General features: G+C 42.2%; 23 protein-coding genes. 13 read left to right on the forward strand and 10 right to left on the reverse strand.

Annotated elements, in window-relative coordinates; genetic code table 11:
* The first annotated feature begins 146 nt into the window (after nt 1-146).
* The 4 genes from ACQEXU_RS09615 to ACQEXU_RS09630 all read left to right on the forward strand — a co-directional run bounded on the left by ACQEXU_RS09615 (nt 147) and on the right by ACQEXU_RS09630 (nt 2139).
* On the forward strand, nt 147-683 hold the full coding sequence (locus ACQEXU_RS09615; protein WP_427010632.1) for a DUF924 family protein: 537 nt from the start codon (nt 147-149) through the stop codon (nt 681-683).
* Nucleotides 684-992, forward strand: a complete 309-nt coding sequence (locus ACQEXU_RS09620; RefSeq protein WP_427010633.1) for a cupin domain-containing protein — start codon at nt 684-686, stop codon at nt 990-992.
* Between the two features lie 11 nt (nt 993-1003).
* Nucleotides 1004-1258, forward strand: coding sequence for a Rho-binding antiterminator (locus tag ACQEXU_RS09625; protein WP_427010634.1), 255 nt, complete (start codon nt 1004-1006; stop codon nt 1256-1258).
* Between the two features lie 107 nt (nt 1259-1365).
* Nucleotides 1366-2139: a substrate-binding periplasmic protein gene (locus ACQEXU_RS09630; RefSeq protein WP_427010635.1), complete on the forward strand. Its 774-nt coding sequence runs from the start codon at nt 1366-1368 to the stop codon at nt 2137-2139.
* A gap of 64 nt (nt 2140-2203) precedes the next feature.
* Here the strand turns inward: ACQEXU_RS09630 and ACQEXU_RS09635 are convergent, their stop codons facing one another.
* Nucleotides 2204-2773 (reverse strand): hypothetical protein, encoded by a 570-nt coding sequence (locus ACQEXU_RS09635; RefSeq protein ID WP_367990162.1) that lies wholly within the window; start codon nt 2771-2773, stop codon nt 2204-2206.
* A gap of 194 nt (nt 2774-2967) precedes the next feature.
* On the opposite strand from ACQEXU_RS09635, the gene ACQEXU_RS09640 reads away from it, so the two are divergent.
* Nucleotides 2968-4482: a DUF3612 domain-containing protein gene (locus tag ACQEXU_RS09640; RefSeq protein WP_367990163.1), complete on the forward strand. Its 1515-nt coding sequence runs from the start codon at nt 2968-2970 to the stop codon at nt 4480-4482.
* A 331-nt stretch (nt 4483-4813) separates the two neighbouring features.
* On the opposite strand, the gene ACQEXU_RS09645 is transcribed toward ACQEXU_RS09640, so the two are convergent.
* Together ACQEXU_RS09645 and ACQEXU_RS09650 are read right to left on the reverse strand one after the other, a co-directional pair.
* Nucleotides 4814-5248 (reverse strand): DUF962 domain-containing protein, encoded by a 435-nt coding sequence (locus tag ACQEXU_RS09645; RefSeq protein ID WP_427010636.1) that lies wholly within the window; start codon nt 5246-5248, stop codon nt 4814-4816.
* A 98-nt stretch (nt 5249-5346) separates the two neighbouring features.
* The gene (locus ACQEXU_RS09650; RefSeq protein WP_427010637.1) at nt 5347-6717 is read right to left on the reverse strand and encodes a diguanylate cyclase; all 1371 of its coding nucleotides are present in this window, start codon (nt 6715-6717) and stop codon (nt 5347-5349) included.
* A 162-nt stretch (nt 6718-6879) separates the two neighbouring features.
* Here ACQEXU_RS09650 and ACQEXU_RS09655 point away from each other — a divergent pair, with 162 nt between their 5' ends.
* On the forward strand, nt 6880-7491 hold the full coding sequence (locus ACQEXU_RS09655) for an alpha-ketoglutarate-dependent dioxygenase AlkB family protein (protein WP_427010638.1): 612 nt from the start codon (nt 6880-6882) through the stop codon (nt 7489-7491).
* A 128-nt stretch (nt 7492-7619) separates the two neighbouring features.
* Nucleotides 7620-8702 (forward strand): DUF3541 domain-containing protein, encoded by a 1083-nt coding sequence (locus tag ACQEXU_RS09660; RefSeq protein ID WP_427010639.1) that lies wholly within the window; start codon nt 7620-7622, stop codon nt 8700-8702.
* Between the two features lie 18 nt (nt 8703-8720).
* Here the strand turns inward: ACQEXU_RS09660 and ACQEXU_RS09665 are convergent, their stop codons facing one another.
* Nucleotides 8721-9641, reverse strand: coding sequence for a DMT family transporter (locus ACQEXU_RS09665; RefSeq protein ID WP_427010640.1), 921 nt, complete (start codon nt 9639-9641; stop codon nt 8721-8723).
* Between the two features lie 92 nt (nt 9642-9733).
* On the opposite strand from ACQEXU_RS09665, the gene ACQEXU_RS09670 reads away from it, so the two are divergent.
* Nucleotides 9734-10639 (forward strand): LysR substrate-binding domain-containing protein, encoded by a 906-nt coding sequence (locus ACQEXU_RS09670; protein WP_427010863.1) that lies wholly within the window; start codon nt 9734-9736, stop codon nt 10637-10639.
* 297 nt (nt 10640-10936) lie between these two features.
* Nucleotides 10937-12094: a GGDEF domain-containing protein gene (locus tag ACQEXU_RS09675; protein ID WP_427010641.1), complete on the forward strand. Its 1158-nt coding sequence runs from the start codon at nt 10937-10939 to the stop codon at nt 12092-12094.
* On the opposite strand, the gene ACQEXU_RS09680 is transcribed toward ACQEXU_RS09675, so the two are convergent.
* Complete coding sequence (locus tag ACQEXU_RS09680) at nt 12091-12369, reverse strand: hypothetical protein (RefSeq protein ID WP_367990169.1); 279 nt, start codon at nt 12367-12369, stop codon at nt 12091-12093. The two genes, ACQEXU_RS09675 and ACQEXU_RS09680, sit on opposite strands and share 4 nt — an antisense overlap.
* 181 nt (nt 12370-12550) lie before the next feature.
* Here ACQEXU_RS09680 and ACQEXU_RS09685 point away from each other — a divergent pair, with 181 nt between their 5' ends.
* Nucleotides 12551-13399 carry a pirin family protein gene (locus ACQEXU_RS09685; protein ID WP_427010642.1) on the forward strand — a complete coding sequence of 283 codons (849 nt, stop codon included), beginning with the start codon at nt 12551-12553 and terminating at the stop codon, nt 13397-13399.
* A 91-nt stretch (nt 13400-13490) separates the two neighbouring features.
* Here ACQEXU_RS09685 and ACQEXU_RS09690 read toward each other — a convergent pair whose 3' ends face one another.
* The gene (locus tag ACQEXU_RS09690) at nt 13491-13772 is read right to left on the reverse strand and encodes a pyrimidine/purine nucleoside phosphorylase (RefSeq protein ID WP_367990171.1); all 282 of its coding nucleotides are present in this window, start codon (nt 13770-13772) and stop codon (nt 13491-13493) included.
* 444 nt (nt 13773-14216) lie between these two features.
* Here ACQEXU_RS09690 and ACQEXU_RS09695 point away from each other — a divergent pair, with 444 nt between their 5' ends.
* Entirely contained in the window at nt 14217-14657 is a 441-nt protein-coding gene (locus tag ACQEXU_RS09695; RefSeq protein WP_427010643.1) for a DUF2850 domain-containing protein, read from the forward strand.
* Between the two features lie 16 nt (nt 14658-14673).
* Here the strand turns inward: ACQEXU_RS09695 and ACQEXU_RS09700 are convergent, their stop codons facing one another.
* The gene (locus tag ACQEXU_RS09700; protein ID WP_427010644.1) at nt 14674-16041 is read right to left on the reverse strand and encodes a TrkH family potassium uptake protein; all 1368 of its coding nucleotides are present in this window, start codon (nt 16039-16041) and stop codon (nt 14674-14676) included.
* Nucleotides 16038-16700 (reverse strand): potassium channel family protein, encoded by a 663-nt coding sequence (locus tag ACQEXU_RS09705; protein WP_367990174.1) that lies wholly within the window; start codon nt 16698-16700, stop codon nt 16038-16040. The genes ACQEXU_RS09700 and ACQEXU_RS09705 overlap by 4 nt, the downstream gene beginning before the upstream one ends.
* Before the next feature lie 198 nt (nt 16701-16898).
* Here ACQEXU_RS09705 and ACQEXU_RS09710 point away from each other — a divergent pair, with 198 nt between their 5' ends.
* Entirely contained in the window at nt 16899-17996 is a 1098-nt protein-coding gene (locus ACQEXU_RS09710) for a mechanosensitive ion channel family protein (RefSeq protein ID WP_427010645.1), read from the forward strand.
* Between the two features lie 44 nt (nt 17997-18040).
* On the opposite strand, the gene ACQEXU_RS09715 is transcribed toward ACQEXU_RS09710, so the two are convergent.
* Together ACQEXU_RS09715 and ACQEXU_RS09720 are read right to left on the reverse strand one after the other, a co-directional pair.
* Nucleotides 18041-19612, reverse strand: coding sequence for a phosphodiester glycosidase family protein (locus tag ACQEXU_RS09715; RefSeq protein WP_427010646.1), 1572 nt, complete (start codon nt 19610-19612; stop codon nt 18041-18043).
* A gap of 309 nt (nt 19613-19921) precedes the next feature.
* Complete coding sequence (locus tag ACQEXU_RS09720) at nt 19922-21166, reverse strand: MDR family MFS transporter (protein WP_427010647.1); 1245 nt, start codon at nt 21164-21166, stop codon at nt 19922-19924.
* A gap of 412 nt (nt 21167-21578) precedes the next feature.
* Here ACQEXU_RS09720 and ACQEXU_RS09725 point away from each other — a divergent pair, with 412 nt between their 5' ends.
* A complete protein-coding gene (locus ACQEXU_RS09725; protein ID WP_367990177.1) occupies nt 21579-21770 on the forward strand; it encodes a hypothetical protein in 192 nt (63 codons plus the stop codon).
* Nucleotides 21771-21874 lie beyond the last annotated feature (104 nt).

Raw genomic sequence — 21874 nt, forward strand, 5'->3', positions numbered from 1 at the left:
AAGACCGGTTATATCAATGAAGATATTCAATATTTTTCCCACTTGTTCAGATAATTAGAAGAAACACACCAAACAGACTGACTTTACCTCACTCTCTTTTCCCTCTACTGTAAGTCCATCTAGTCATCATTTATAGAGAGCCTAATATGTACCAACAAGTACTCGAGTTTTGGTTTAAAGAACTTCAGCCTAAAGACTGGTTTGTTACCAACACCGACATTGATCAGCTCATCACAAATCGATTTTCCGAACTCCTTGAACAGGCCTCTAAATGTGAGCTTAGTGGCTGGCGTACAACGCCACATGGTCGACTTGCAGAAGTCATTGTGCTTGACCAGTTTTCTCGTAATGTTTATCGCAATACGGCTAAAGCTTTCTCTCAAGACCCTCTTGCGCTCGCTCTAGCACAAGAAGCCATCGCTTCAGGGGCGGAGCAATCACTAAGTACCGTTGAAAAAAGCTTCTTATTCATGCCATTCATGCACAGTGAGTCTCCAATTATTCATGAAAAAGCAGAGTTACTATTTAAGCAACCGGGTATGGAAAATAATTACGACTTTGAGCTAAAACATAAAGTGATCATCGACCGGTTTGGTCGCTACCCTCACCGGAATCAACTCCTCGGTCGCGAAAGTACAGCAGAAGAAATTGAATTTCTCAAACAACCAGGGTCTAGTTTCTAGATGAACTTGTTCAAGCAATTACCCGGTGATCTTTCCAGTGAAGTGTTTGAAGACTTAATCAAAACAGAACATGTACGCGTTGAACGCATCGTCTCTTTCGGGCATGTAACTGCAGAAGACGAGTGGTACGATCAACCAGAACATGAGTGGGTGGTCGTACTTGAAGGGGCTGGAAGAATTCGTTATGGCGATGGCTCAGAGATAGAGTTAAACGTCGGCGATCATGTCAATATTCCCGCCCATACCAAACATCAGGTAAGTTGGACCAAACCAGATGCCATCACCATTTGGTTAGCTGTCTTTTACTAAAGGAGTTTCACATGATTTCATGCCAGCAATATGACTATATCGAAGTTGCCTGCCTGTATCAGATCCCGGTCAAACTCACTTTGCTCTCAGGTAAAATTATTGAAGGCAAAGCAATGGATACGCGATATAACGAAAACAAAAAAGAGTCGATAGTCATCCTTGGTCCATTAGGGGAAATCGTGGTTCCAACAGAGGAACTACTCACCATGCAAGCTCTCATCGCAAATCCACATTTTGACACCATCCAGTTCACACAAACAGCGTGATACTTGGGGTGTGAAGAGTGTCATAAAGCCAAACTAAAATGGGGAGATAGCGCACGCCATGCTCCCTCTCAACTATACTCAAACTAAACCTTAGTTTGAGTGCGTGTATGAATCCAATGTTACTTTCTAGCACTGCTATCATCAGTGTGCTTTCCTTTATCTCCTCCGCGTATGCTCATGAGCGTGATGACGGCACTATCCATCTATGTGGTGATGCCGTCGATTGGCCTCCCTACACTTATACCGATAAAGGCCAAGTTTTGGGTGTTGATGTTGATATCTTGAGGAACATCTTTGATAAACACGATATCCGTTACGACGTATCGATGACGTCTTGGACCCGCTGCTTAAGAGGCGTCGAACAAGGCATGTATGATATTGCCCTAAGTGCAACATTCGCCAAAGAACGAGAGCAAAAATACCTCTACACCGACTGGTACTATGACATTACCCCTGTTTATGTGTTTTCTCGCATGAACCATCCAAAAGGGATTGAATTAAAATCCCCCTCAGATCTGAACAATTACGTGGTATGCGGGATCTTTGGTTATAACTATCGCGACTTCAACCTTGATGACATTCAGCAGTATGCAAACTCCATTTATCAAGGCTTAAATGCCGTTCGCCAGAAACAGTGTGATGTCTTTATTAGTTGGAAAGAGATTCATCAAGGGTTCAAAAAGATTTGGAATATCAGCATTATTGGCGATGAGTTTGAGGAACGTAACGTCCCCAACATGGATAAACATCGCTTTTACATGATGATCTCGCAAACCAGAGCAGATAAAGAGCAACTCCGAGAACTCATCAACAAAGAGATTGCCCGCTTAAAACGCAGCGGAGAGATAGAAAATATTATTATCCGGCATACCTCTCCTTAGTTTTCTTTTAGCGCTAAGAAAAAAGCCTCTGAATCATATTCAGAGGCTTTTGCATAACGTGGCTTTACAGGGTATAGCAGCAATCTAAGGTGTAATCTTCACCATTTTTAGCGGTATATTCTTTATGCTCGCTGCATGCTTTAGGCTTCCCTTTTTCATCCCCTTTTACCAAGCTAATCCAGTGGCGCATTGCAGCAACACCTGATGTGGATTGTGGAAACATGGTGCATGTTTCTAGGTGGATGTCATCAATTTCAATTAATTCAATGCACCCTGTACCTTTATGTTTGCCAAACATCACTTCAACGTGGCTACCCGAACCATCTCGGAAAAGAATAGATTCTGGGTCTTCCTTTTCTCCGGTAAAGGCAACAAAGTGTTTTGGATGCTTAAGGCCGCTGTGGCTTCCATCTTTGAAGTATGCCATCACATGGCGATAATCAATTACGTAAGCCGTAACATCATTGTGTGAGCCATTTTCAAGAGGGAATAGGCGATCAAGTAATTGTTTCGCTTTCTCTTGCTTCTCCATTTGCTTGTTGGCGCTGATGGTCTCGACGGCAAAGACTGCTTCAGCGATAAACGTCGTGTCTTGTTGTTGGATTTGTTGGTTATCGAATGTCAGCATATTCATAGTCTTTCCCTCTTTTACGTCACCAACCTTTGTTATGAATGAGGCTGGTACGACTCACTAAAAATCCTATTTAGAGCAAAGTTCTCAATCTTGCTTTCAGTTGTCTGCAAATTTGTGACTTTGCTTACTTTGTAGACTAGCGAATTTTTTACTACAATTTCACAACAAAAATTTTACAATGTGAATTTTACAAAATGTCGCTGTCGAAAAGTCTGATCCGCCAGTCCCACTTTTTAGGGACAAAAATTAGAAACCTGAGAAAACGCAACCATTTAACGATGGAAGATCTCTCAGCTCGCTGTGTTCGTGTTAGCCCCGAATACGCGCCTTCCGTTTCATATCTATCCATGATTGAGCGCGGAAAGCGTGTTCCCAGTATCGATATGTTGGAAGTCATCGCTGAGGTATTTCAGAAAGATCCCGCATGGTTTCTCGATGATGAACCTGAACAAAATGCCATCACTCCGGATAAAGGCAATCGTGGTGGCATCAGCGGCATGGCACTAGAGCCTAGCTTTCTTTTCTCAAATGACATATTGCAAATTGCCATTCCAGAAATGCTGTCACAAACTGGGATCACTGGACGACAATTTGCGCACCTGCTGATTCGTGCTCACCAAGAGAGCCATCAGAATCATTTTCCTGATCTAGAGCGCGCAGCAGAAGAAGTTGGCCTAAAGCGCCTCAATCTGTCAGTTGAAGATTTGATGGACATCGCCCGTAGCATAGGCCTGACCATTCGCTGGGTTTCGAGAGCACCACAGGACGTGGTGGATGAACTTGGCGTCAGTGCAAAACAAGTTGTCACCTCTTTTTTTGAGCCGCCAGGCAGCATTTATCTTAATGAAGTACTCAAAGAGTACCCTACCCGGCTGAAATATGATTTGGCGGTCTACATTGGGCACTGCGTATTGCATAGCAAGGAAGGTCTGAAAAGCGTTCTTTCTGTTGGTCACAGTAACGAGTGGAACAATGGCATGACGCCACCCAGTAGTTCTGAGCTCAACTCTCAAGATATTTTACAAGCTTGGCGAGACTTTGAATCGAGCTTTTTTGCCGGGGCGTTATTATGCCCCAAAGTCCCTTTTCGACAGCTGCTGGATCGCAATGGGTACGAAATCGATGTTCACAAAAAAGCGGGAGTATCCCCATCAGTTGCGATGCGACGTATGACGGTGGTATCACCTTACCCACATTGGCACTATTTTGATGCCTACGGGCAAAACAAACTTAAAGCCGTTTATCGGGGTAATGGTATTCCACTTCCTTGGGGCAACATGAGACAAGTCAATGACCCTTGCCAACATTGGGCTGTTTTTCGTCGTTTGTCGGAACCTAGAGAAGGAAGTTCTGCTCAAATTTCTATCTTACATGTTGGCGATGAACCAAGGATCTATTGTTGTGAGTCCGTCAATATGACCGATCCTGCGGGGAATAATCGCGTGTTATGTGCTGGTATTGACCTTAACCCCGCTATCGACGCGCAAGGTGGTAACTCAAGAGAAATCGCAGAAGATCTGAAAGCTATGTGTGTGCAAAACGGGGGCACATCAGCCATTCCACACCATATTCAGAAAGAGTTCACGACTATTGCTCGCATTCTTAACATCAACTGGATAGAAAGAGGGTTGCAATCAGAAGCAAGAGTTATCTGCTCAAGGGGAGCGGTATGCCCGAGAAAGCCAAGTTGCTATCAACCGTGTAGCTAGTTAGGACAATAAACCTACTTCCACATTTACCAGTGACAAAAAGAAAAAAAGCCAATCACAATACGCGTGATTGGCTATATATAAGTGTGAACAAAATATAAGGTTCACTAACAACGTCAGTTGGCTAGGTGACCCTCGGCTTAATAAGGGTCATTAATACTAAAGCACGATGCGTGCCAACTTTTGAATCACCAAAAAAACACGTATTTGCTCAAATAAGCACCAGATTTAACAAAACACAATGCATAGCAAAAATGCATTTTGCAATTTGCGTGCAAAATGCAAATTACCACATTCCTATAATGCAATTTTACTTTTCTACTAATACAAGTCAGTGTTTACGAAACACCCATATAGGGCCAATCAGTAGGAATTGGATATCAGTAAAGAAAGAAGGTTTCTTACCTTCAACCTTATGACCAACAAATTGAAACAACCAAAGAATGACAAAACCACAAACAGATACTAGGAAAATAGGGACATGAAGCAGCTCTAAACACCAAATAAGTGTAATGCATGCAAAGGTAAACCCGAGCATCATGAGAAACACGCTGAGCGATAAACGAAAGTAAAAAATCAAAACAGGAACTATTGCAGGCCACACCCAGTTAAACTCGATGCCAGCAATGCTCAAGGTTGGAATCGACCAAATCAAGCCGACAATCGACAAGAAGATACCCGGAACAGCGATGTGGTGGATTTTCTGATTGATTGGATTTTGATGGCTTTCTCCATACGCTGAAAGCCAATCTGATAATTGACGCATGGCTCACCCCACTTCTTTGTTTTCTTTAAGTATATACCCTCACAAAGAAAGTAGGTGGGCAGGCTTTCCACGCCTGCCATTCATTATGAAACTGCACTTTATAAGAAGTAGGCGCTTTGTCGGCGTTTCTCTTCATACATACGCGTATCCGCTAACTTCATCATTTGGTGAATATCGTCAAACTCTGGTTTATACAACGCATAGCCGACACTCACACTGAGGTTAATCAGGTGCTGTTCGTAAATTACTGGGGTATGACAGATTGCCTTCTGTAGCTCGATATTAATCATGTCTACATCTTCTGGTTTGGAGATTCGAGGCAATAGAACCAAGAATTCATCTCCTCCCATACGCGCTACCACATCGGTCGCACGTAATGTTGATCGTATCCTTTCTGCACAAGCGATCAGCACCTTGTCCCCTGCCGCATGTCCATAGTTATCATTAATCGATTTGAACTTATCGATATCTATATTGAGGATCGCAAATACATCCCCTTTTTTGTTTCTGGCTACAGTATCGAAATGATGTTTTAGGGTGTATATGAAATAACGGCGATTGGGAAGCCGAGTTAATTCATCGTGCAATGAGCGCTCATAAGCCAATGTGTACAAATGATAGATGGTGCCAAATGCCAGCAGTAACATCAGGATCACTGGGTACCCTAATACTCTGGCTATATGAACCCGATACCATGGCACTTGCTCAATCAGGTTGTCTTTTGCTGCTGCCGCAATTACCCAGCTACCATACGGAAAATGGACTTCTTCCACTGCAAATGCATTATCAAAGGTCGTTTGCTCACCATAAAACAGTTCGCCATCTTTCCCTGCGCTATCTACTCCTCGTATTGCCAAATGGTACTTGTACGCAAAAGCCGGAATGCCGACATCAAGGTATAAGGTATCCAAGTTAAGCACAATGCTACACACCCCCCAATACCTTAGGTTTAAAGGTGGATCGACAAAAATAGGGACACGTGCGATTAATGCGTTCCCACCTTGCACTAGACTCACTGGCCCTGAAATGAATATTTCTTCTATCTCTTTGGCTTTCTTTATCGAACGCCACTGAGCAGGCACACTTCGATAATCTAACCCGATAACTTCTTCATTTCCTTTGATCGGATAGACATACTCAACCACATCATTGGGGGCGAGCCCAATCACCTGAATATGACTGCTTTTTCTTTTGATGCTCGATGCAAGCGATATCCAGTTAACAAACTGAATATCAGGATTAGCAGAAACGAGTGCCGATAGACTATTCGCAATGTAGATATCTGACACAATCGCGGCTTCTAATTCAGATCGAATAATGGATAGCTCTTCTTTCGCTCGTGTCAGCAACCCGTCTCGGACAAACGACGCTTGACTACGATTCAGGAACTCAATCATAACAATGGACAGCATAACAATCGCTACAAACAGCAATATTACCGTTTTATGTCCACCATGAGTTTCTTTCATTCTTCCCCCAGTAAAAATCTGGCAACATATTAAATTAATATCTTTTTGTTATTATCTGACTTGTAAAACAATCTGTTTACCAAGCCAATATTTATATCAATTATAATAATACAGACGTTACCTTCACGCCTATTGATTCATTTATAAATATGAGAGGTTAAAATGGATCTTTTCTCTACATCATCAGCAAATCAACACTCTTGGTTAACACTGCCTGATAGTCAATTACTTTGGTTACCCAACTTCCTTTCTCAACAAGAGTCTGATCAGCTCTTTTCCTGCCTTAAGCAATGCGTCCCGTGGAAACAAGAAACCATACGTCTATTCGGCCGCTCCGTTTTACAACCGAGATTGCAAGCTTGGTATGGTTCACACCCCTACACGTACTCGGGGTTAACCGTTAATCCACTTCCTTGGGTAGAACCATTACATGACATTAAACAGCGCTGTGAAGAGATTGCTGGTTGTCCATTCAACTCGGTGCTTGCAAATATGTATCGTGATGGCCAAGACTCTATGGGTTCCCACCAAGATAACGAACCTGAATTGGGCAAAAATCCCGTTATCGCCTCAGTAAGTTTGGGGGAAACCCGCCGATTTACACTTCGCCACCAGCCATCTGGAGAAAAACACACGATGGAGTTAGAACATGGCAGCTTACTGATTATGGCAGGCGCTACCCAGCATTTCTGGAAACACAGCGTACCCAAAACACGCCGCCCTTGCAGCGAACGAATTAATCTGACTTATCGTTACGTATACGACCAAAAATAATCTCTCGGAATGAGCATAAGATCACTTGTAAAAGGGCTTTAACGTGAATCTGACGCTACGATTACATTGATACGTTCAATAGCTGATACGTTCAAATACTCTGTTGTTATTTACGTTTGGTACACTATATGCGCAACCCTTTGATAGCATTATGCCTTTCTTTAACATGTTCTTTCAGCGCTTTAGCCTCGGTTGAAGACGTACCAAAGCTTTCTTATCCTGATTCTGCAGCTGTCATTCGACAGACATACGAACCTCAACTCTATACGCTTTCAGCCTTTAAAGAAGGGCATTATGGCCTGCGCATGTTCAGGCAAACACTGGATACCAAATATCGTGCTGCGGTTTGGAGTGATCTGGCCCGTGTAAGTAGTCGGTTAAATCAATTTGCGGCCGAAGTTTATACACCAGAGCAGATCTATTTGTATTCAGAAAAACGTCTCAGTGGTTATATTGGTGACAAAGATGAACGCAGTGTCCGACGCTACACCGTAACCAAACACACGCCTGAATATCTCTATTTGGGTGTTGGGTTGTTGGGCTCAATGGCAAGAGCGAATGAATATGGACTCCAGCATGTTGAAGATAAAAAACTGCGCCGCATTATTCGTCGTTACGATTTCAAAAAATACGCCACCGATCAGGAAATGATCCGCGCTTGGGCAGCTCAACTTGCCAATCAAGTTTACTGGCTACGTCAACTCGGTGAACAGGACGTGGTCAATGACTTCATCAGCGCATTCAAAACAACCTATCCGGACATTGATGACAAAGGACTTTCCAAACAGCAATATGGCAACAAGCTTTATGGCATGACACATATTATTTTTGCTGATTCACAGTACTACCAGCGTCAAATTAGTGAAGCAACACACCAATGGATTTACGACTACTTCCGCCAGAATATCGATACCATTTTACTCAGAGCAAAAGAGGATGTGATCGCTGAAGTTGGTATTTCCTTCCTGCTTGCTGGCTTAGAAAACGATCCTGTAGTCGAGAAGACACGCGCCAAGATCCAATCTTCTATCGACCTGCAACACGGTATGATCCCATCCGTCACTGGAGATTTTGATCTCGAGTATGGGGAACATCGTAACGTATTAGCCATCATGTTATTGGATTGGAAAGGTGTTAACCAAGCCCCCAATATTCAGAACCACCCACGCATGTTTTCTGGGTTGCCCTATGGTTTAGTTGCCAAAAAATAATGTATTACAAAGAGCAGCCTAGGCTGCTCTTTGTTTTATAGTCATGCTTCTATTACTACGCCATCTCGGCATCACGGATTGGCTGATCAAAGCAAATACCATAAGAGAAATACCGAAAATTTGATGCAAGCTGAATGCTTCGTCAAAGAATAATACTTGCCAAATTGCAGCAAACAGCAAGTTGGTAAATATAAGCGGTGCGAGTTGAGAATTCGACGCCACCATTTTATAGGCTTTTGCTCGGCATACCTGTGTATTAATGATCATCACAGACATCGTAACAAGTGCAACACCGGATAAAAGCGCCTGCTCATTAACCCAATCGACACTCTCCCCACTACCACTCACCCAAACCCACAAGATCATCGGTAGCAACAAAGCCGCAGCTAATAGAAACGTCCAGAAATTGATTTCTGTTGCTCCTAATGAGCTTTTACTCATTCGATACAGACTGAGCTGTGAAGCCGCATTAAACAAGCCTGCAGCCAAGCCAATCAATAATTCGAGCCTAAGATGGAAAGATGAAAGATCCCCTGTCATCAATACGACGCCTAAAAAGGTAATGCATAGACTCACAACGGCAGACAGTTTTAACGGAACAGCAAAGAAAACACGTTCAAGCAAAGGAATAAATAAAGGACCGGTACTAAATAGCACCACGCTTTCAACCAAACTTAAGTGTTCAAGAGAAAACAGGAATGCAAGCTGACAAATCGCAATCGATCCAGCACGTATCAGCAAAGCACTTCGAACTCCTGATGCTGGAAAGCGAAAACGTTGAGTAAAGAACAGTGGCAATAACAGCAGTGCAGGAATGAGAAAGCGTAACTCGCTTAATAAGTAAATATTCATTTCATGTGTAAGGTATTTTGACAATAAACCAGTCACGGAAAGGCTCAGTGTAGAACCAAGCATAAATAAAATTGGGGACATAGACATAAATAAAGCACCTCCTTAGCTAATATTCTAAAGACATGCAAATTCATTTAAAAACGAGTAATATTTACACAATCAGTAAGAAAAACTTACATATTATGAAACTACCCCCCTTAAAAGCGCTGTACTCATTTATTGCTGTCGTTGAAACTGGAGGCATGACCCAAGCCGCGGAGCAACTGAATGTTAGTCATTCTGCTGTCAGTCAAGCGATCAAGTCATTAGAGAGCCAGATTGGTCAGCCGCTGTTCAAGCGAATTGGACGTCATGTCGTCCTCAATACAGCAGGTCGTCAGTACTACAAACAAGTTGCACCCGCGATTGAACAAATCGTCAACGCAACTCACCAGCTAATAGCAAACCAAAGTTCTCACCGCCTCACTTTAAATATGATTAACTCACTCACCATGCATTGGTGGATTCCCCGAGTTCATCAATTCAATGAGTACGCACCACAGTTAGATCTGCGCATATCGACCCTTGCAGGTACATTTGTCATGGAAGCGGAAGGAGTAGATGCTGCCATTATTCACGGAACGAGTGAGGAATGGCCAGATTACTACTGTGAACTGCTCTCTGAAGACGAGCTCATCATGGTATGTAGCCCAGAGTTATATGCGATAACCTCCGATCCTACTGAGCTATTGCGTCGCTTTCCTGCGATTACCACAGACAACGATAGGAGAAAGTTTGATTGGCAAGTCTGGTGTTACGCCTTTGATGTCGCTTTACCTCGCATTGCTCGTAATTTATCTTTCACCTCTTCTATTCAAGCCGTTCAGGCTGCAATTCGAAAGCAAGGGATATTTGTTACACACCGTCAGTTTGTCAAAGATGATGTAAAACAAGGGTTATTGAAAGAAGTCGGTACACCCGTTCAGAATCCACATCAGCAGTTTTACTTTGTGTGTCCACCCAACAAACTTAAGAATGAGCATATTCTCACTGTAAGAAATTGGTTAAAAAGTGAATTCGGCTCTCAGGAATCCATCAAAACTTAACCAACTTAGATTGCCGTATTACTAGATTGTTTTCTCATAAAAATTAAATTTTTATACCACAATCTGAATGAAGTACGGAAAACAAAATGTAGCACTTTGTAATTACGAAAATCATTGCAGTATTAATAACAAGGAATTAGTCATTTTCTTGGATAAATGAACAAAGCAACAATAAGAAACAAAATTCATATAAATAATTGAAGATGCTCACATAATAAATTTGAATAGCCGCTTCAGCTTCTAATTTTTCTCCTATTCTTAACTTGCGGAGTTATAGACAATAGGAAAAAGCGAGGCATGACACACTTTGCCGGCAGGCATCTTGAAGAAATTGCAGATATTCGAGCTACACGAAAATGTAAAATCGTGTTGTTATGCTCTATCGTATCCATGCTAATCATGCTTGGCTATAGCACTGTCCATATTCTCGGAGGAAACTACCCCTTCGCTCTACTCAACGTCTTATGTGCACTCATCCTTTCTTTCAACCTGTGGCACTTATACCACTTAAAAGAAGTTAATTACTCCGATCATATCCTTACTGCGGTTTTGCTCTTTCAAGGGATCATCTTGTTGCTCTATGGCGAATTTCTTCCAGATCGCCTGCTTTGGCTCTTTCCAATCATCGCTACTATCGTGCTTATTAACGATTTTAAGCTCGGCTTGGTCTTTAGTGTTTCATTTTGTTTGCTGACTTTATTTGCGATCCTATTTACAGATGCCGTCTACCTAGGAGTCAATGTAGCAAGTGATCGCTTCTTGCTCAGTCTTTTTGCTTTGTGCCTGCTCTGCAATGTTTCTTCCTACTACTACACCAAGGTTATGAATTACATCCAATCACTCTATAAAGAAGGTATTGAAGACCTCGCCTACTTAGATCAACTCACAGGCCTTGCTAATCGATGGAGCTTCGAAAACTGGGCCCTGGAGAAGCTTTCTGAGCTCGGAAACTCAAGAAACCTCACTGCATTGGTATTTTTAGATATTGATGATTTTAAAACGATTAATGATACCTATGGTCATGATGTGGGAGATCGAGTACTTCAACACTTTTCTAACCGACTAAAAAACAATATTCGCTCAAAGGATAGGAAAACCAATAAGCACGACTATTCTATCGCCCGCTTCGCCGGAGATGAGTTTGTTCTGTTGTTATATGATGTGAAAAGTAGGAAAGATCTCGATGGCATATTGCACCGCATATGCCATTTATTTGAAAACAGTTATCAAGGCTCTGAACGCATCAATCATTTAACCGTCAGTGTCGGTGTCGCGTTATACCCTGAAGATGCAGACTCATTACCTGAGCTTACTCGATGTGCTGACAAAGCGATGTATGCCGCAAAGCACAGTGGAAAGAACCAGTTTAGATACTATCAAGGGGTGACATCTGCCCCCCTTGATCATTTTCATCGTAACGTTGATAAAAAAGTAACACCGATTAAGAAAGCCTAACCATTCATGTACATTAGCCACAAACTAAATGCCATTACGACAATCAGCCATGCAGCATAACGAGCTGTGTTGGGTTTATCTTTTTTGGGTACCACAACAGGTCTCATTGCAGCAGATTTAGCCGCTGAAATAATATTAGGTCTTTCTTCCAACTCTTCTCGACGTTTTTGCGCCTTGTTTGCAATCTTCCCGAAACGATGTCGTTGTTCAGTAGTGAAATCTTGACTGGGATCGTAACGAGCGTGTTGGTCTGTATGTTTGGGTACAACAGCCATAGCGTCCTCCTCTCGAAGCGGTTCCGTCATAAATTAAGTATAGTCAAAGCTCTGACGAGTAAAATTTGATTAATTCTCAGTCCTTTTTCGAAATAATCGAACAACTTGAACAAAGCATAACTGTCTTGTTTGCGCTGCCTTCTCACTACACTACTTGTAAACAAAAAGTAGGAGCAACGCTATGACAACACAAAGAAAAATAAAACAAATCATCGCATCTCACCCCACATCAGACGGTGATGGTGTTCAGATTCGTCGTGTTGCTGGCTTCAATAATGCAAGTTTCTCGCCATTCTTAATGATCGATGAGCTGAAGTCAGATAACAGTGCTGATTACATCGGTGGGTTCCCACCTCATCCACATCGAGGCATTGAAACCCTAACTTATATGTTAAACGGCCACTTTCAACACAAAGATCATATGGGGAATGTGGGCGAATTACGCTCTGGTGGCGCACAATGGATGGCGGCTGGAAAAGGAGTTATTCATAGTGAAATGCCCGTAATGGATAAGGGCTCGCTCCATGGTTTTCAAATCTGGATTAACCAACCCGCAGAGTTGAAAATGTCACCCGCTCGCTATCATGACTTTCAGTCAGAAACGATCATGGAATATCAGCAAGATGGTATGGGTTTACTCAGAGTAATAGCAGGTCAGTTTGATCTCAAGAGCACCACCGTTCGCGGACCGTTGGACCAAACAGGTGTGCCTCTCAACGTTGCTGACTGGCGGGCATCTCGTCATTCTGATTTGCAATTTGCGACAAGTAGTTTTCAAAATGCCATATTATATGTTTATCAAGGCTCTGTAATTGTTGAGGATATTAAACTTTCCGAAGGCGAATTGGGGCTATTAAGCTTAGGCGATGAGGTCTCGATTCAAACAGAAAATGAAGCAGGCGTTTTGGTTTTCACTGGTGATCCTATCGATGAACCAGTTGTCCATTATGGCCCTTTTGTTATGAACAGCATTGAAGAAATCGAACAAGCAATCAAGGATTATAACAGCGGGAATTTTGCTCAATATTAACCGCAGATAGAAAGCGTTACGCTAATACCACTGCCATGACGTAATGCTTAAATAGTTCGCCACGCACCCTATAATGCGTGGCGCTTTTTATTTACAAGTATTCACACAAGTATGCTGTCGCAATACTGACTTGCAGATCGAAAGATGAATCACCTTTTACTTCAAAGGCTTCTCCTGATTTAAAAGAACTCCACTCAGTCTCGCCATCACGCTTAATAACGAGTTCTCCTTTAACGACAGTCATGCGTTCTGGCGCGGCGGTACCAAAGGTATATTCACCAGGTAACATGACACCTACGCTGACGCTTGAACCTTGTTGGTCAAATCCTAAAGACTTAACACCACCATCAAAGTAACTGTTTTCGTTTATCATTTTGTCTTCCTTGGGCTGATTTTCTTTATAAAATTGAAAATTACTTTTAACCAAAAAAAGGCGTCTCAACAAGTACTATTTATTAGTGAACTTGCAAGTAGCTTAGGTAAAAACGCTTTCTTTAGATTCTGTATTCAGAAGTTTTCACCACACCATCCCATAAAATGATAATTAGCAACTGCCCATGCGTTAATATGTACAATTTAATCAGGTAACGTCCCAGCCAATCACTGAGTGAACTATAATTAGCAATTGATTTAGGTCATAGAATCACAGCATTTAAGCTACAACTTTTGGGTGAAGTTCAAAAATCCATATTGAGGGATTGCGTTGTAGAGGAAACTCTTACAATCTCTGGATTCACTCAACACTTATGCCTTGGAGCTGTATAAATTGACCTCAAAGAAACGATCGCGAAAACCTAACTCTGCATATCGGTCAATTATGAGAAGTCCTTCGCTTTTTAAAACTCTGTTTGCGGTTGTCTTTAGCGTCCTAGCCATTGCCTTCTCGCTATTGCTGTACTTTAGCTATCAAGACTATGTTAATCCAAAACATGTCTACGGAAAGTGGATTGAAGTAGGTGCACCTGGCTACAACGTTGAAGTATTAGTACTGAGTGAACAAGGAGTTCTACGCAATAACCGCCTTGTTGCAACACAGTTCGAGTTTGACGGAAAGAAAGTCTATGTGGAGACTGGTCAAGGAACATCCATTTACCAGATAGCAGGAACCATGAATTCCCCTCAACTTCGGCGATTGGTTCCAAACAGCCCTACTCAGCGTTTTATTAAAGAGGGGTATGAAAATACCGTGGACATGGAAGGAGGCGGTGCCGCAAAGCACCGGCGCGCCGCACTATCTGAACACTTCGGAAACAAATAGTGTGGCGCGAGCTAGTTTACCCTGTTAGAACGTTATCTTCTGGGTATTTGATCAATGTTGGTTCCGGGCGGGCCAACATATAAGCCAATGTTAGTGGTCCTATACGACCAATGATCATCACCACGATCATGATGTACTTACCTGCTTCAGAAAGCTCTGCCGTCAGGCCTGCCGTTAACCCCACTGTCGCAAATGCCGAGATCGTTTCAAACATGACCTTGTCGAAACTCGCTTGCTCGGTCAGCATCAACAAAAACATCGCCGTGGTTAACATCGCACCACTCACCACAATGATCGCCAAAGCTTTGGTAACAGTCGGCCAGTTAACGGTACGTTTAAACATCACGACATGTCGTTTTTGGCGTAAGAATGTCCAAGTAGCCACAAATGCAACGGCAAATGTCGACACTTTTATACCGCCACCCGTTGAAGTAGAACCGGCACCAATCAGCATTAAAATGATCATGATAAGCAGCGCTGGCTGAGAGAAGTGTGTCAGGTCGACACTGTTGAAACCAGCAGTCCTCGCACTTGCAGATTGAAAGAAAGCAGCAAGCCATTGACCAGACACATCTAAAGGCCCCATTGTCGCCATGTTATTTCGCTCTAAACACCAAAAGAGAATGGTCCCCACCAATAACAGTACAGGTGTCGCCAACAACATGATTTTGGTGTGAAGATGCAAAAAGTGGAAGCCTTTGCGCCAGTTCATTGCGACATCACCAATCACGGTGAAACCTAGCCCACCAAAGATGAACAACCCTGCCAATGTAAATATGACTAATGGATCATCCACAAAGCTCATCATGCTATCGGAGAACAATGCAAAACCGGCATTGTTAAAGGCTGAAATCGCATGGAAAAGGGCATAAAAAAGTCCCGTACCCAACCCGAATTCAGGCACCCAACGAAATGCTAAAATTGTAAAGCCGAGCCCTTCTGCAACCAGCGCAAAAATAATGATCTTCTTAACGAGCTTTCTTAAATTTACCTTACGATCTTGTCCCAATGCGTCTTTTGCTAAAGCTTGCTGTTTTAGACTAAGGCGCACCCCAAACATATACAACAAAACCGCAGACAACGTCATTTGCCCCAAACCGCCAATTTGCATCAGACACATCAGCAAGATCTTTCCTGCAAGCGTAAAATGCTCACCAGTATCAACCACACCCAACCCAGTCACACTAATGGCAGACGTCGCGGTAAAAAGCGCATCCGTAATTGAAAGCCCAGTTACCGAAAATACGGGTAATGTGAGTAAGATGGCCGCAGGGAGCAATACAGCTAAAAAGCTGATAAGAATGATTCTAGGTTCAGAGCCTTTCTGTTGTTTCTTTTCTGGCTCTAACGAATAGAACAACCCTTGTCGCTGAAATGAGTTCATAGGTTTTTCAATTTTTTGGCTAACGTTACTTGAGGACCCACAATAATGATCACATCACCAATTTCCAATTCAGTGGATAATTCTGGTGCTTTGACAATTTCCGGCCCACGTTTAAAGCCCAATACTTGTACACCGCTTTCCTGACATAAAGCCAAGTCACCCAGTGTTTTACCCATAAGTCGCGAACCAACCACCACTTCTGTCATCGCAAGACCTGATCCTAGTTCTTGGAACTCAAGCACACGCTTATCTAACATTTTACGAGCCACCCGAATGCCCATATCCCTTTCAGGCATAATGATGTGGTCTGCACCAATTTTCTGCAGGATCTTGCCATGAAACTTGTCATTCGCTTTAACCCAAACCGATTTAGCACCCGCTTCTTTTACAACGAGCGTGGTCAGGATACTGGCATTCACATCAGCACCAATAGAAACCATCACCATGTCGTAGTCATCCAGCTTTAGCTCCGCAGCCGTCTCCTCACTGGTACAGTTTGCAACCAAAGCTTGTGTCACAAAGCCTGCCGCTTCACGAACACGATCTTCGTTAATGTCGATAGCGAGTACTTGCGCTCCAGACTCTTGTAGCTCTTTACATACTGACAGGCCAAATCGTCCAAGGCCTATCACTGCGAATTGCTTACTACCTGGTTTCATGGTGTTACCTTTATTGTTCTGATGAAGCGCGAAAGTGTGCGCTCATAAAATGCACTTATCAAATTGATGCGTTACATTCTGACAAGAATCTAACGAAACAAAGCTCAATTAAATTCTCTGATCTTAATTCCCTGATTCTTAATGGCGAAGATTCGCTTTATAATTTGTCGAACATTCTCAATTACAAGATATGACTTTATGAATGAATGGATTAACCAGCTACCGAGTAACGTAAACGCTTTTATTGATAGCTGGGACAACAATGTACTGTTCATCACCGCAGCAAGCTTTTTAGCTTGGGTGTGTTGGCGCATTATTTATAACCGCCTAGAAGTGTTGGTCTCAAAAACCAATTTTCATTGGGATGACCTAACGCTGCTGGCTCTAAAAACACCTATCAGTACACTCATCTGGTGTTGGCCTGGAACCATTTCCCTTGGTTTTGTTTTACAAGAACACATGGGCACACGCCTTAACTGGCTAAGTACACTCAAGTTACTGTTGGTCATTGCAATATTTGTGTGGGTCATCATGCGACTTATCAACAATATTGAGGAGTACGTGCTTACCACTCAAAGTCGGGATGAGACAACGGTCCAAGCCGTTGCCAAAGTTGCACGACTATTTTTTATTGTAATTGGCGCACTCACCGTGATGCAGGCCTTTGGCCTTAGCCTGTCGGGCTTACTCACATTTGGTGGTGTCGGTGGTTTAATTGTCGGTTTGGCAGCCAAAGATCTTCTATCCAACTTCTTTGGTGGCATGATGATTTACTTCGACCGTCCATTCAAAGTTGGAGACTGGATTCGTTCTCCTGATCGCCAAATTGAGGGAACCGTTGAGCGTATCGGTTGGAGAATGACCATTATTCGAACCTTCGACAAACGACCTTTGTATGTGCCGAACTCCGTCTTTAGCAATATCGTAGTCGAAAACCCATCCCGAATGCTGAACCGCCGTATTAAAGAAAATATCGGGATACGTTATGACGACGGAGCTAAAGTTGCGCTGATCGTATCTGAAATTAAAAACATGTTGGAAAATCATCCTGATATCGATACCAAGCAAACGCTGATCGTCAACTTCAACGCCTTTGGCCCTTCATCGTTGGACTTACTGGTCTATACATTCACAAAAACGGTAAATTGGATTCGTTACCACGAAGTAAAACAAGATGTTCTGCTACAAATCATGACCATCATCCACCAGCACGATGCAGACATTGCTTACCCAACGCAAACGCTAAAACTTGACCCACAGCATGCCGGTGAACCCATCGAACTGATCACACGATAGACATAAAAAAGCCCGCTATTCAGCGGGCTTACTGCAACTCACTATTACTTAGTAAATATAAGTGCGTCCGATACTTTTCTTTCTGTAGCGTCTGATGAGTTACCTGTATTTTTTCCATCCACAATCATCATTGATGAGCCACCTCCATCCAAGTTCAGAGCGTTGTCAACGGAGAGTGCTTTCATTAGGTTTTCCATATCACTAATACTTGCCCCTTCCGTCACCGTAGGCTGACGTCCATATACAACAGCAGCATAAACGATGTTCGAGTCAGTCATACCAATCGCAGTTCTTGGGTGGCGACGAAGTATCCAACCGTTATAGAAACCTTCTCGGTTGTCACTCGCGGCTACTCCAAGCCCATCATCATCTTGCGCACCTTCACCAGAGCCGATCTCAGGATATGGATTCCAACCATCATTTCTTGCGGTTTTGTCAATGTTACCTTGTTTTACAAGGACCGGGCCGGCATTGATAATTGTCATGCCTTCTTTTAATACAATGTCCTTATTATCAACCCTAACTAGGCTTTCTAATACCACGCTGTCTCCAACACTAACTGAGTCGAGTAAACCTCCAGTGGCCTGCAAATGGATGTAATCCGGTTTGATATTCGCACCTAGACGATCAGCAATACTGACAACTTTGCCTTCAGGGTTAACAATAAGTTCCTTTCCTTCTCCTGATGGAGAGCTCTCGCCAAAAAAAGAATTGAATGCTGTAATTTCTTCTTTATCAGTACAAACGTAGTCATGCATAGTTTCATTTGATGGTGTATCACCATAACCACCACAATTGAGTAAAATACCTGGCTGGCGGTTTATGCCGTCGATCTGAATTTTTTCTCCATTAATCAACAAGAATGAAGTGCTGGTAATGGATGACCCAATCTGCAATTTTGTTGTTTCTCCGGAGTTATCAATGAGCAACCCCGCTTTCCCATTCGAAGCATCTCTTAATAACATTCCGTTTTGTACATAAATACCAGCAGGTGCCCCATAATCTCCAACTTTATCGTTAAACACAAAAAAGCCGGCGTTAATTGCAGCTAAAGCATCATTACGAGCAGCCATACTCGTAACTGACTCCGCATCATATATTTTATCTTTAGCTAAAATACTTTTGATCTTTCCTTGGTATTTATTTAGATCAATGCGCAATAAACTGATAGTAAATGGACCACTAGTTTCATAACCATCTTGTGCGGAATAACGGACAGAAAATTTTAGCCCACTTTTCTGTAGTTCTTTAGCCAATAACTTGGTTTCTTCTTTATTTCCTATATTTCTAATTCGTATGATATTTCCTAAAGTTCTATTATTTGGAGTAAGCTCTGGAGCCTTTTCTGATAAAAACTTTATTGAGTGTTTATTTAGAAATTCAGTATATTTGTCAACATCCTTTGAATTAAGGACTCCAGAGGATAATAGGTACGCTTCCCCAACGCTTTTCCCTCTAGTCACTTGGTAAAAATCTATTCCTTCTCCCACAAACCTATGCTGAACTGTTTGTTGTAATCCTTTTTTCCCTACCATCAAATCAGGTACACTCCAATCATTTGCATAAGTAGAAAAAGCTGTCGAAATTAAGCAAGCAGTAAATATGTATTTGTTCATAACAAAATTCCATTTATATGTGATATTGCAAAATTATTTTAATAAAGAGAATATATTCAAACGATAATATTGATCACAATAAATATACTTGAGGTATAACTTAATAAAACCTTTCAAAGATCATAAAAAATAAGCATAAATATTAAGAGTATTTCTGTATCTATTTGATTTATTGAAAATAACAATTTAGCAAACGAAAGCTATCAGAGAGTTGCAACTTATTTTATCTTTCGAATTTAATAATGCGTCAGTTCACATCTTGTCTTCTTAACTGAATAAATAAATCAGCCCTCAAAATGAGGGCTGATTCTAAGCTTGTGTTACAGGCTCTCGTTCGACACTATCTTCCATGTGCTCTGCTCGCCAGTATAACCACATCATCAGCAAGCAAAGCGTAAAACAGCCGCCAAACAACCATGCTGAACTTAACGATTCAATGACCATACCACCAATCAGTGGGGCTACCGCAAAACCAAGTGAGTAGAGTGCAGCAGCGCCAAAGTAAGAACCGCGCAGGTGTGCTGGCGCCATTCTGTCTATTTGAACATTTAACGTAGGAAACGCAATCACTTCCCCTAGGCTAAGAATAAAGCAGGCGATACCCCAGCCAATAGGCCAGTCGGCAGGAGTCATAATAAAACCAACCTGTGCCAATGCCATCAATGCCATTCCTATTCGGGTTCGAGTAAAGAGAGGAACCTTCTCCAACCACTTAAGCATAGGAAACTGAAATACGATAATGGTTAACGTATTGACCAGCACTAAACCTGCAATGATCTGTGCTGCTTGTTCTCCGCTCGCGCGAACAATCACTTGTGGAATGGATGATTCAACTTGCGCGTACACAAACATCATCAGAAAGTTGGCGATCATAAGCAGCACAAAGATATTATCTTTGCTGATTATTCTAAGAGTGGCTCGAAAATTAGGTAACAGCGAACGATCCACTTTCTTAGCTTTGCCGCTTCGCTCTATCCCGACAAGCAGCCATACGCCATAAACTAAATAAGTCACTCCAGCAAAGTAGAAGAGTTTTTGTGGCTCAGACAAAGCGAGCGTCACGCCAATAAGAGGGCCAATTGCACCACCTAAATTTAGCAAGAAGTAACGAATATTTAATGCAAGCTCTCGATCTTTAAGATCCTCTAAATTATCACCAATAACAGCCTTCGCTGGCGCTTCAATCATGGGACGCATTAAGCCAGTGATAATGATTAATACATAGAACTGCCACACTTGGTCTGCCATCGCAATACCACTGTATGCCAGAGCAGCAATCCAACTCCCCGACACCATGACCCACTTACGACCAAATTTATCTGACAAATAGCCCGAGTATAGGCCAGTAATTGCTCCGACTAATGCTGATGCTGCCAGCATGCCCCCGACTTCCGTCGCGGTGGCACCATAATCTTGATATAGGAAGACGATAAGAAATGGCCATGCCATAAAATAACTTGTGCGGGCAAGGAGCACACCACTTAAAACAGTCCAGACAGAAAAATTAAACCGCTGAACTCGCTGCCATTGAAACAAACTCTCCTGTTGTGTCATATCTCGCCCTCCACTGACTATTCGACTTGGTTTGAATTCACGAACGTGATACCAGTCATATTTTGAACAACTTCTAACCAGTATATGAACTTGTTATGAAAAAGATAGCATTTATTTCATTTTGATAATGCAGCATAAAATATTATCAATAAGTTGAATTAACCCTTTATTATATAAGTAGTTTTAGCTTCTAACTCACTTAGATAAGTATAATAGTACGCAGTGTTTTTTATTATATTTCCATTATTTTTAGACCATTCTACTACTGCATCAATTTAAGAACGTACAACATCATATTATCGTCAAATTGAGTCATTAATGACCCAACTAAATATCGTAGCAAGCGAACCAACTATCGCTTGCTGTGATAGCATGATTCTATTCTCAGCCACTGACCGACAAGGACTTTCTAGTGAACATCATTGTCATATTTCTCGCCGTTTTACTTGGACAGCATGTCACTGAGTTGTTTGGTTTTAGCTACAACCTATTTACCGATCCATTTGATGCCACATTGCTTGTAGTCAATATAGTCACCTTTGTATGCATCGCATCCGTTCTTGAGTTATTGCTACAAATATTGAAAAAGACCAGACGACAATAACCCAAACTAAAGCGTCATTTGATCCATCATACATTTCTGCCCAGTGCTATATACATCTTTAACACTACCAATGTGCAACTTCATTACATGCAACCAACATTAAT

The organism is Vibrio sp. TRT 21S02, from assembly GCF_050113675.1.
Lineage (GTDB): Bacteria > Pseudomonadota > Gammaproteobacteria > Enterobacterales > Vibrionaceae > Vibrio.

What these genes read in the sequence shown, in the direction of transcription:
- ACQEXU_RS09615 (WP_427010632.1), top strand. Translation starts at nt 147, where the DNA reads ATGTACCAACAAGTACTCGAGTTTTGGTTTAAAGAACTTCAGCCTAAA.
- ACQEXU_RS09620 (WP_427010633.1), top strand. Translation starts at nt 684, where the DNA reads ATGAACTTGTTCAAGCAATTACCCGGTGATCTTTCCAGTGAAGTGTTT.
- ACQEXU_RS09625 (WP_427010634.1), top strand. Translation starts at nt 1,004, where the DNA reads ATGATTTCATGCCAGCAATATGACTATATCGAAGTTGCCTGCCTGTAT.
- ACQEXU_RS09630 (WP_427010635.1), top strand. Translation starts at nt 1,366, where the DNA reads ATGAATCCAATGTTACTTTCTAGCACTGCTATCATCAGTGTGCTTTCC.
- ACQEXU_RS09635 (WP_367990162.1), bottom strand. Translation starts at nt 2,773, where the DNA reads ATGAATATGCTGACATTCGATAACCAACAAATCCAACAACAAGACACG.
- ACQEXU_RS09640 (WP_367990163.1), top strand. Translation starts at nt 2,968, where the DNA reads ATGTCGCTGTCGAAAAGTCTGATCCGCCAGTCCCACTTTTTAGGGACA.
- ACQEXU_RS09645 (WP_427010636.1), bottom strand. Translation starts at nt 5,248, where the DNA reads ATGCGTCAATTATCAGATTGGCTTTCAGCGTATGGAGAAAGCCATCAA.
- ACQEXU_RS09650 (WP_427010637.1), bottom strand. Translation starts at nt 6,717, where the DNA reads ATGAAAGAAACTCATGGTGGACATAAAACGGTAATATTGCTGTTTGTA.
- ACQEXU_RS09655 (WP_427010638.1), top strand. Translation starts at nt 6,880, where the DNA reads ATGGATCTTTTCTCTACATCATCAGCAAATCAACACTCTTGGTTAACA.
- ACQEXU_RS09660 (WP_427010639.1), top strand. Translation starts at nt 7,620, where the DNA reads ATGCGCAACCCTTTGATAGCATTATGCCTTTCTTTAACATGTTCTTTC.
- ACQEXU_RS09665 (WP_427010640.1), bottom strand. Translation starts at nt 9,641, where the DNA reads ATGTCTATGTCCCCAATTTTATTTATGCTTGGTTCTACACTGAGCCTT.
- ACQEXU_RS09675 (WP_427010641.1), top strand. Translation starts at nt 10,937, where the DNA reads ATGACACACTTTGCCGGCAGGCATCTTGAAGAAATTGCAGATATTCGA.
- ACQEXU_RS09680 (WP_367990169.1), bottom strand. Translation starts at nt 12,369, where the DNA reads ATGGCTGTTGTACCCAAACATACAGACCAACACGCTCGTTACGATCCC.
- ACQEXU_RS09685 (WP_427010642.1), top strand. Translation starts at nt 12,551, where the DNA reads ATGACAACACAAAGAAAAATAAAACAAATCATCGCATCTCACCCCACA.
- ACQEXU_RS09690 (WP_367990171.1), bottom strand. Translation starts at nt 13,772, where the DNA reads ATGATAAACGAAAACAGTTACTTTGATGGTGGTGTTAAGTCTTTAGGA.
- ACQEXU_RS09695 (WP_427010643.1), top strand. Translation starts at nt 14,217, where the DNA reads ATGAGAAGTCCTTCGCTTTTTAAAACTCTGTTTGCGGTTGTCTTTAGC.
- ACQEXU_RS09700 (WP_427010644.1), bottom strand. Translation starts at nt 16,041, where the DNA reads ATGAACTCATTTCAGCGACAAGGGTTGTTCTATTCGTTAGAGCCAGAA.
- ACQEXU_RS09705 (WP_367990174.1), bottom strand. Translation starts at nt 16,700, where the DNA reads ATGAAACCAGGTAGTAAGCAATTCGCAGTGATAGGCCTTGGACGATTT.
- ACQEXU_RS09710 (WP_427010645.1), top strand. Translation starts at nt 16,899, where the DNA reads ATGAATGAATGGATTAACCAGCTACCGAGTAACGTAAACGCTTTTATT.
- ACQEXU_RS09715 (WP_427010646.1), bottom strand. Translation starts at nt 19,612, where the DNA reads ATGAACAAATACATATTTACTGCTTGCTTAATTTCGACAGCTTTTTCT.
- ACQEXU_RS09720 (WP_427010647.1), bottom strand. Translation starts at nt 21,166, where the DNA reads ATGACACAACAGGAGAGTTTGTTTCAATGGCAGCGAGTTCAGCGGTTT.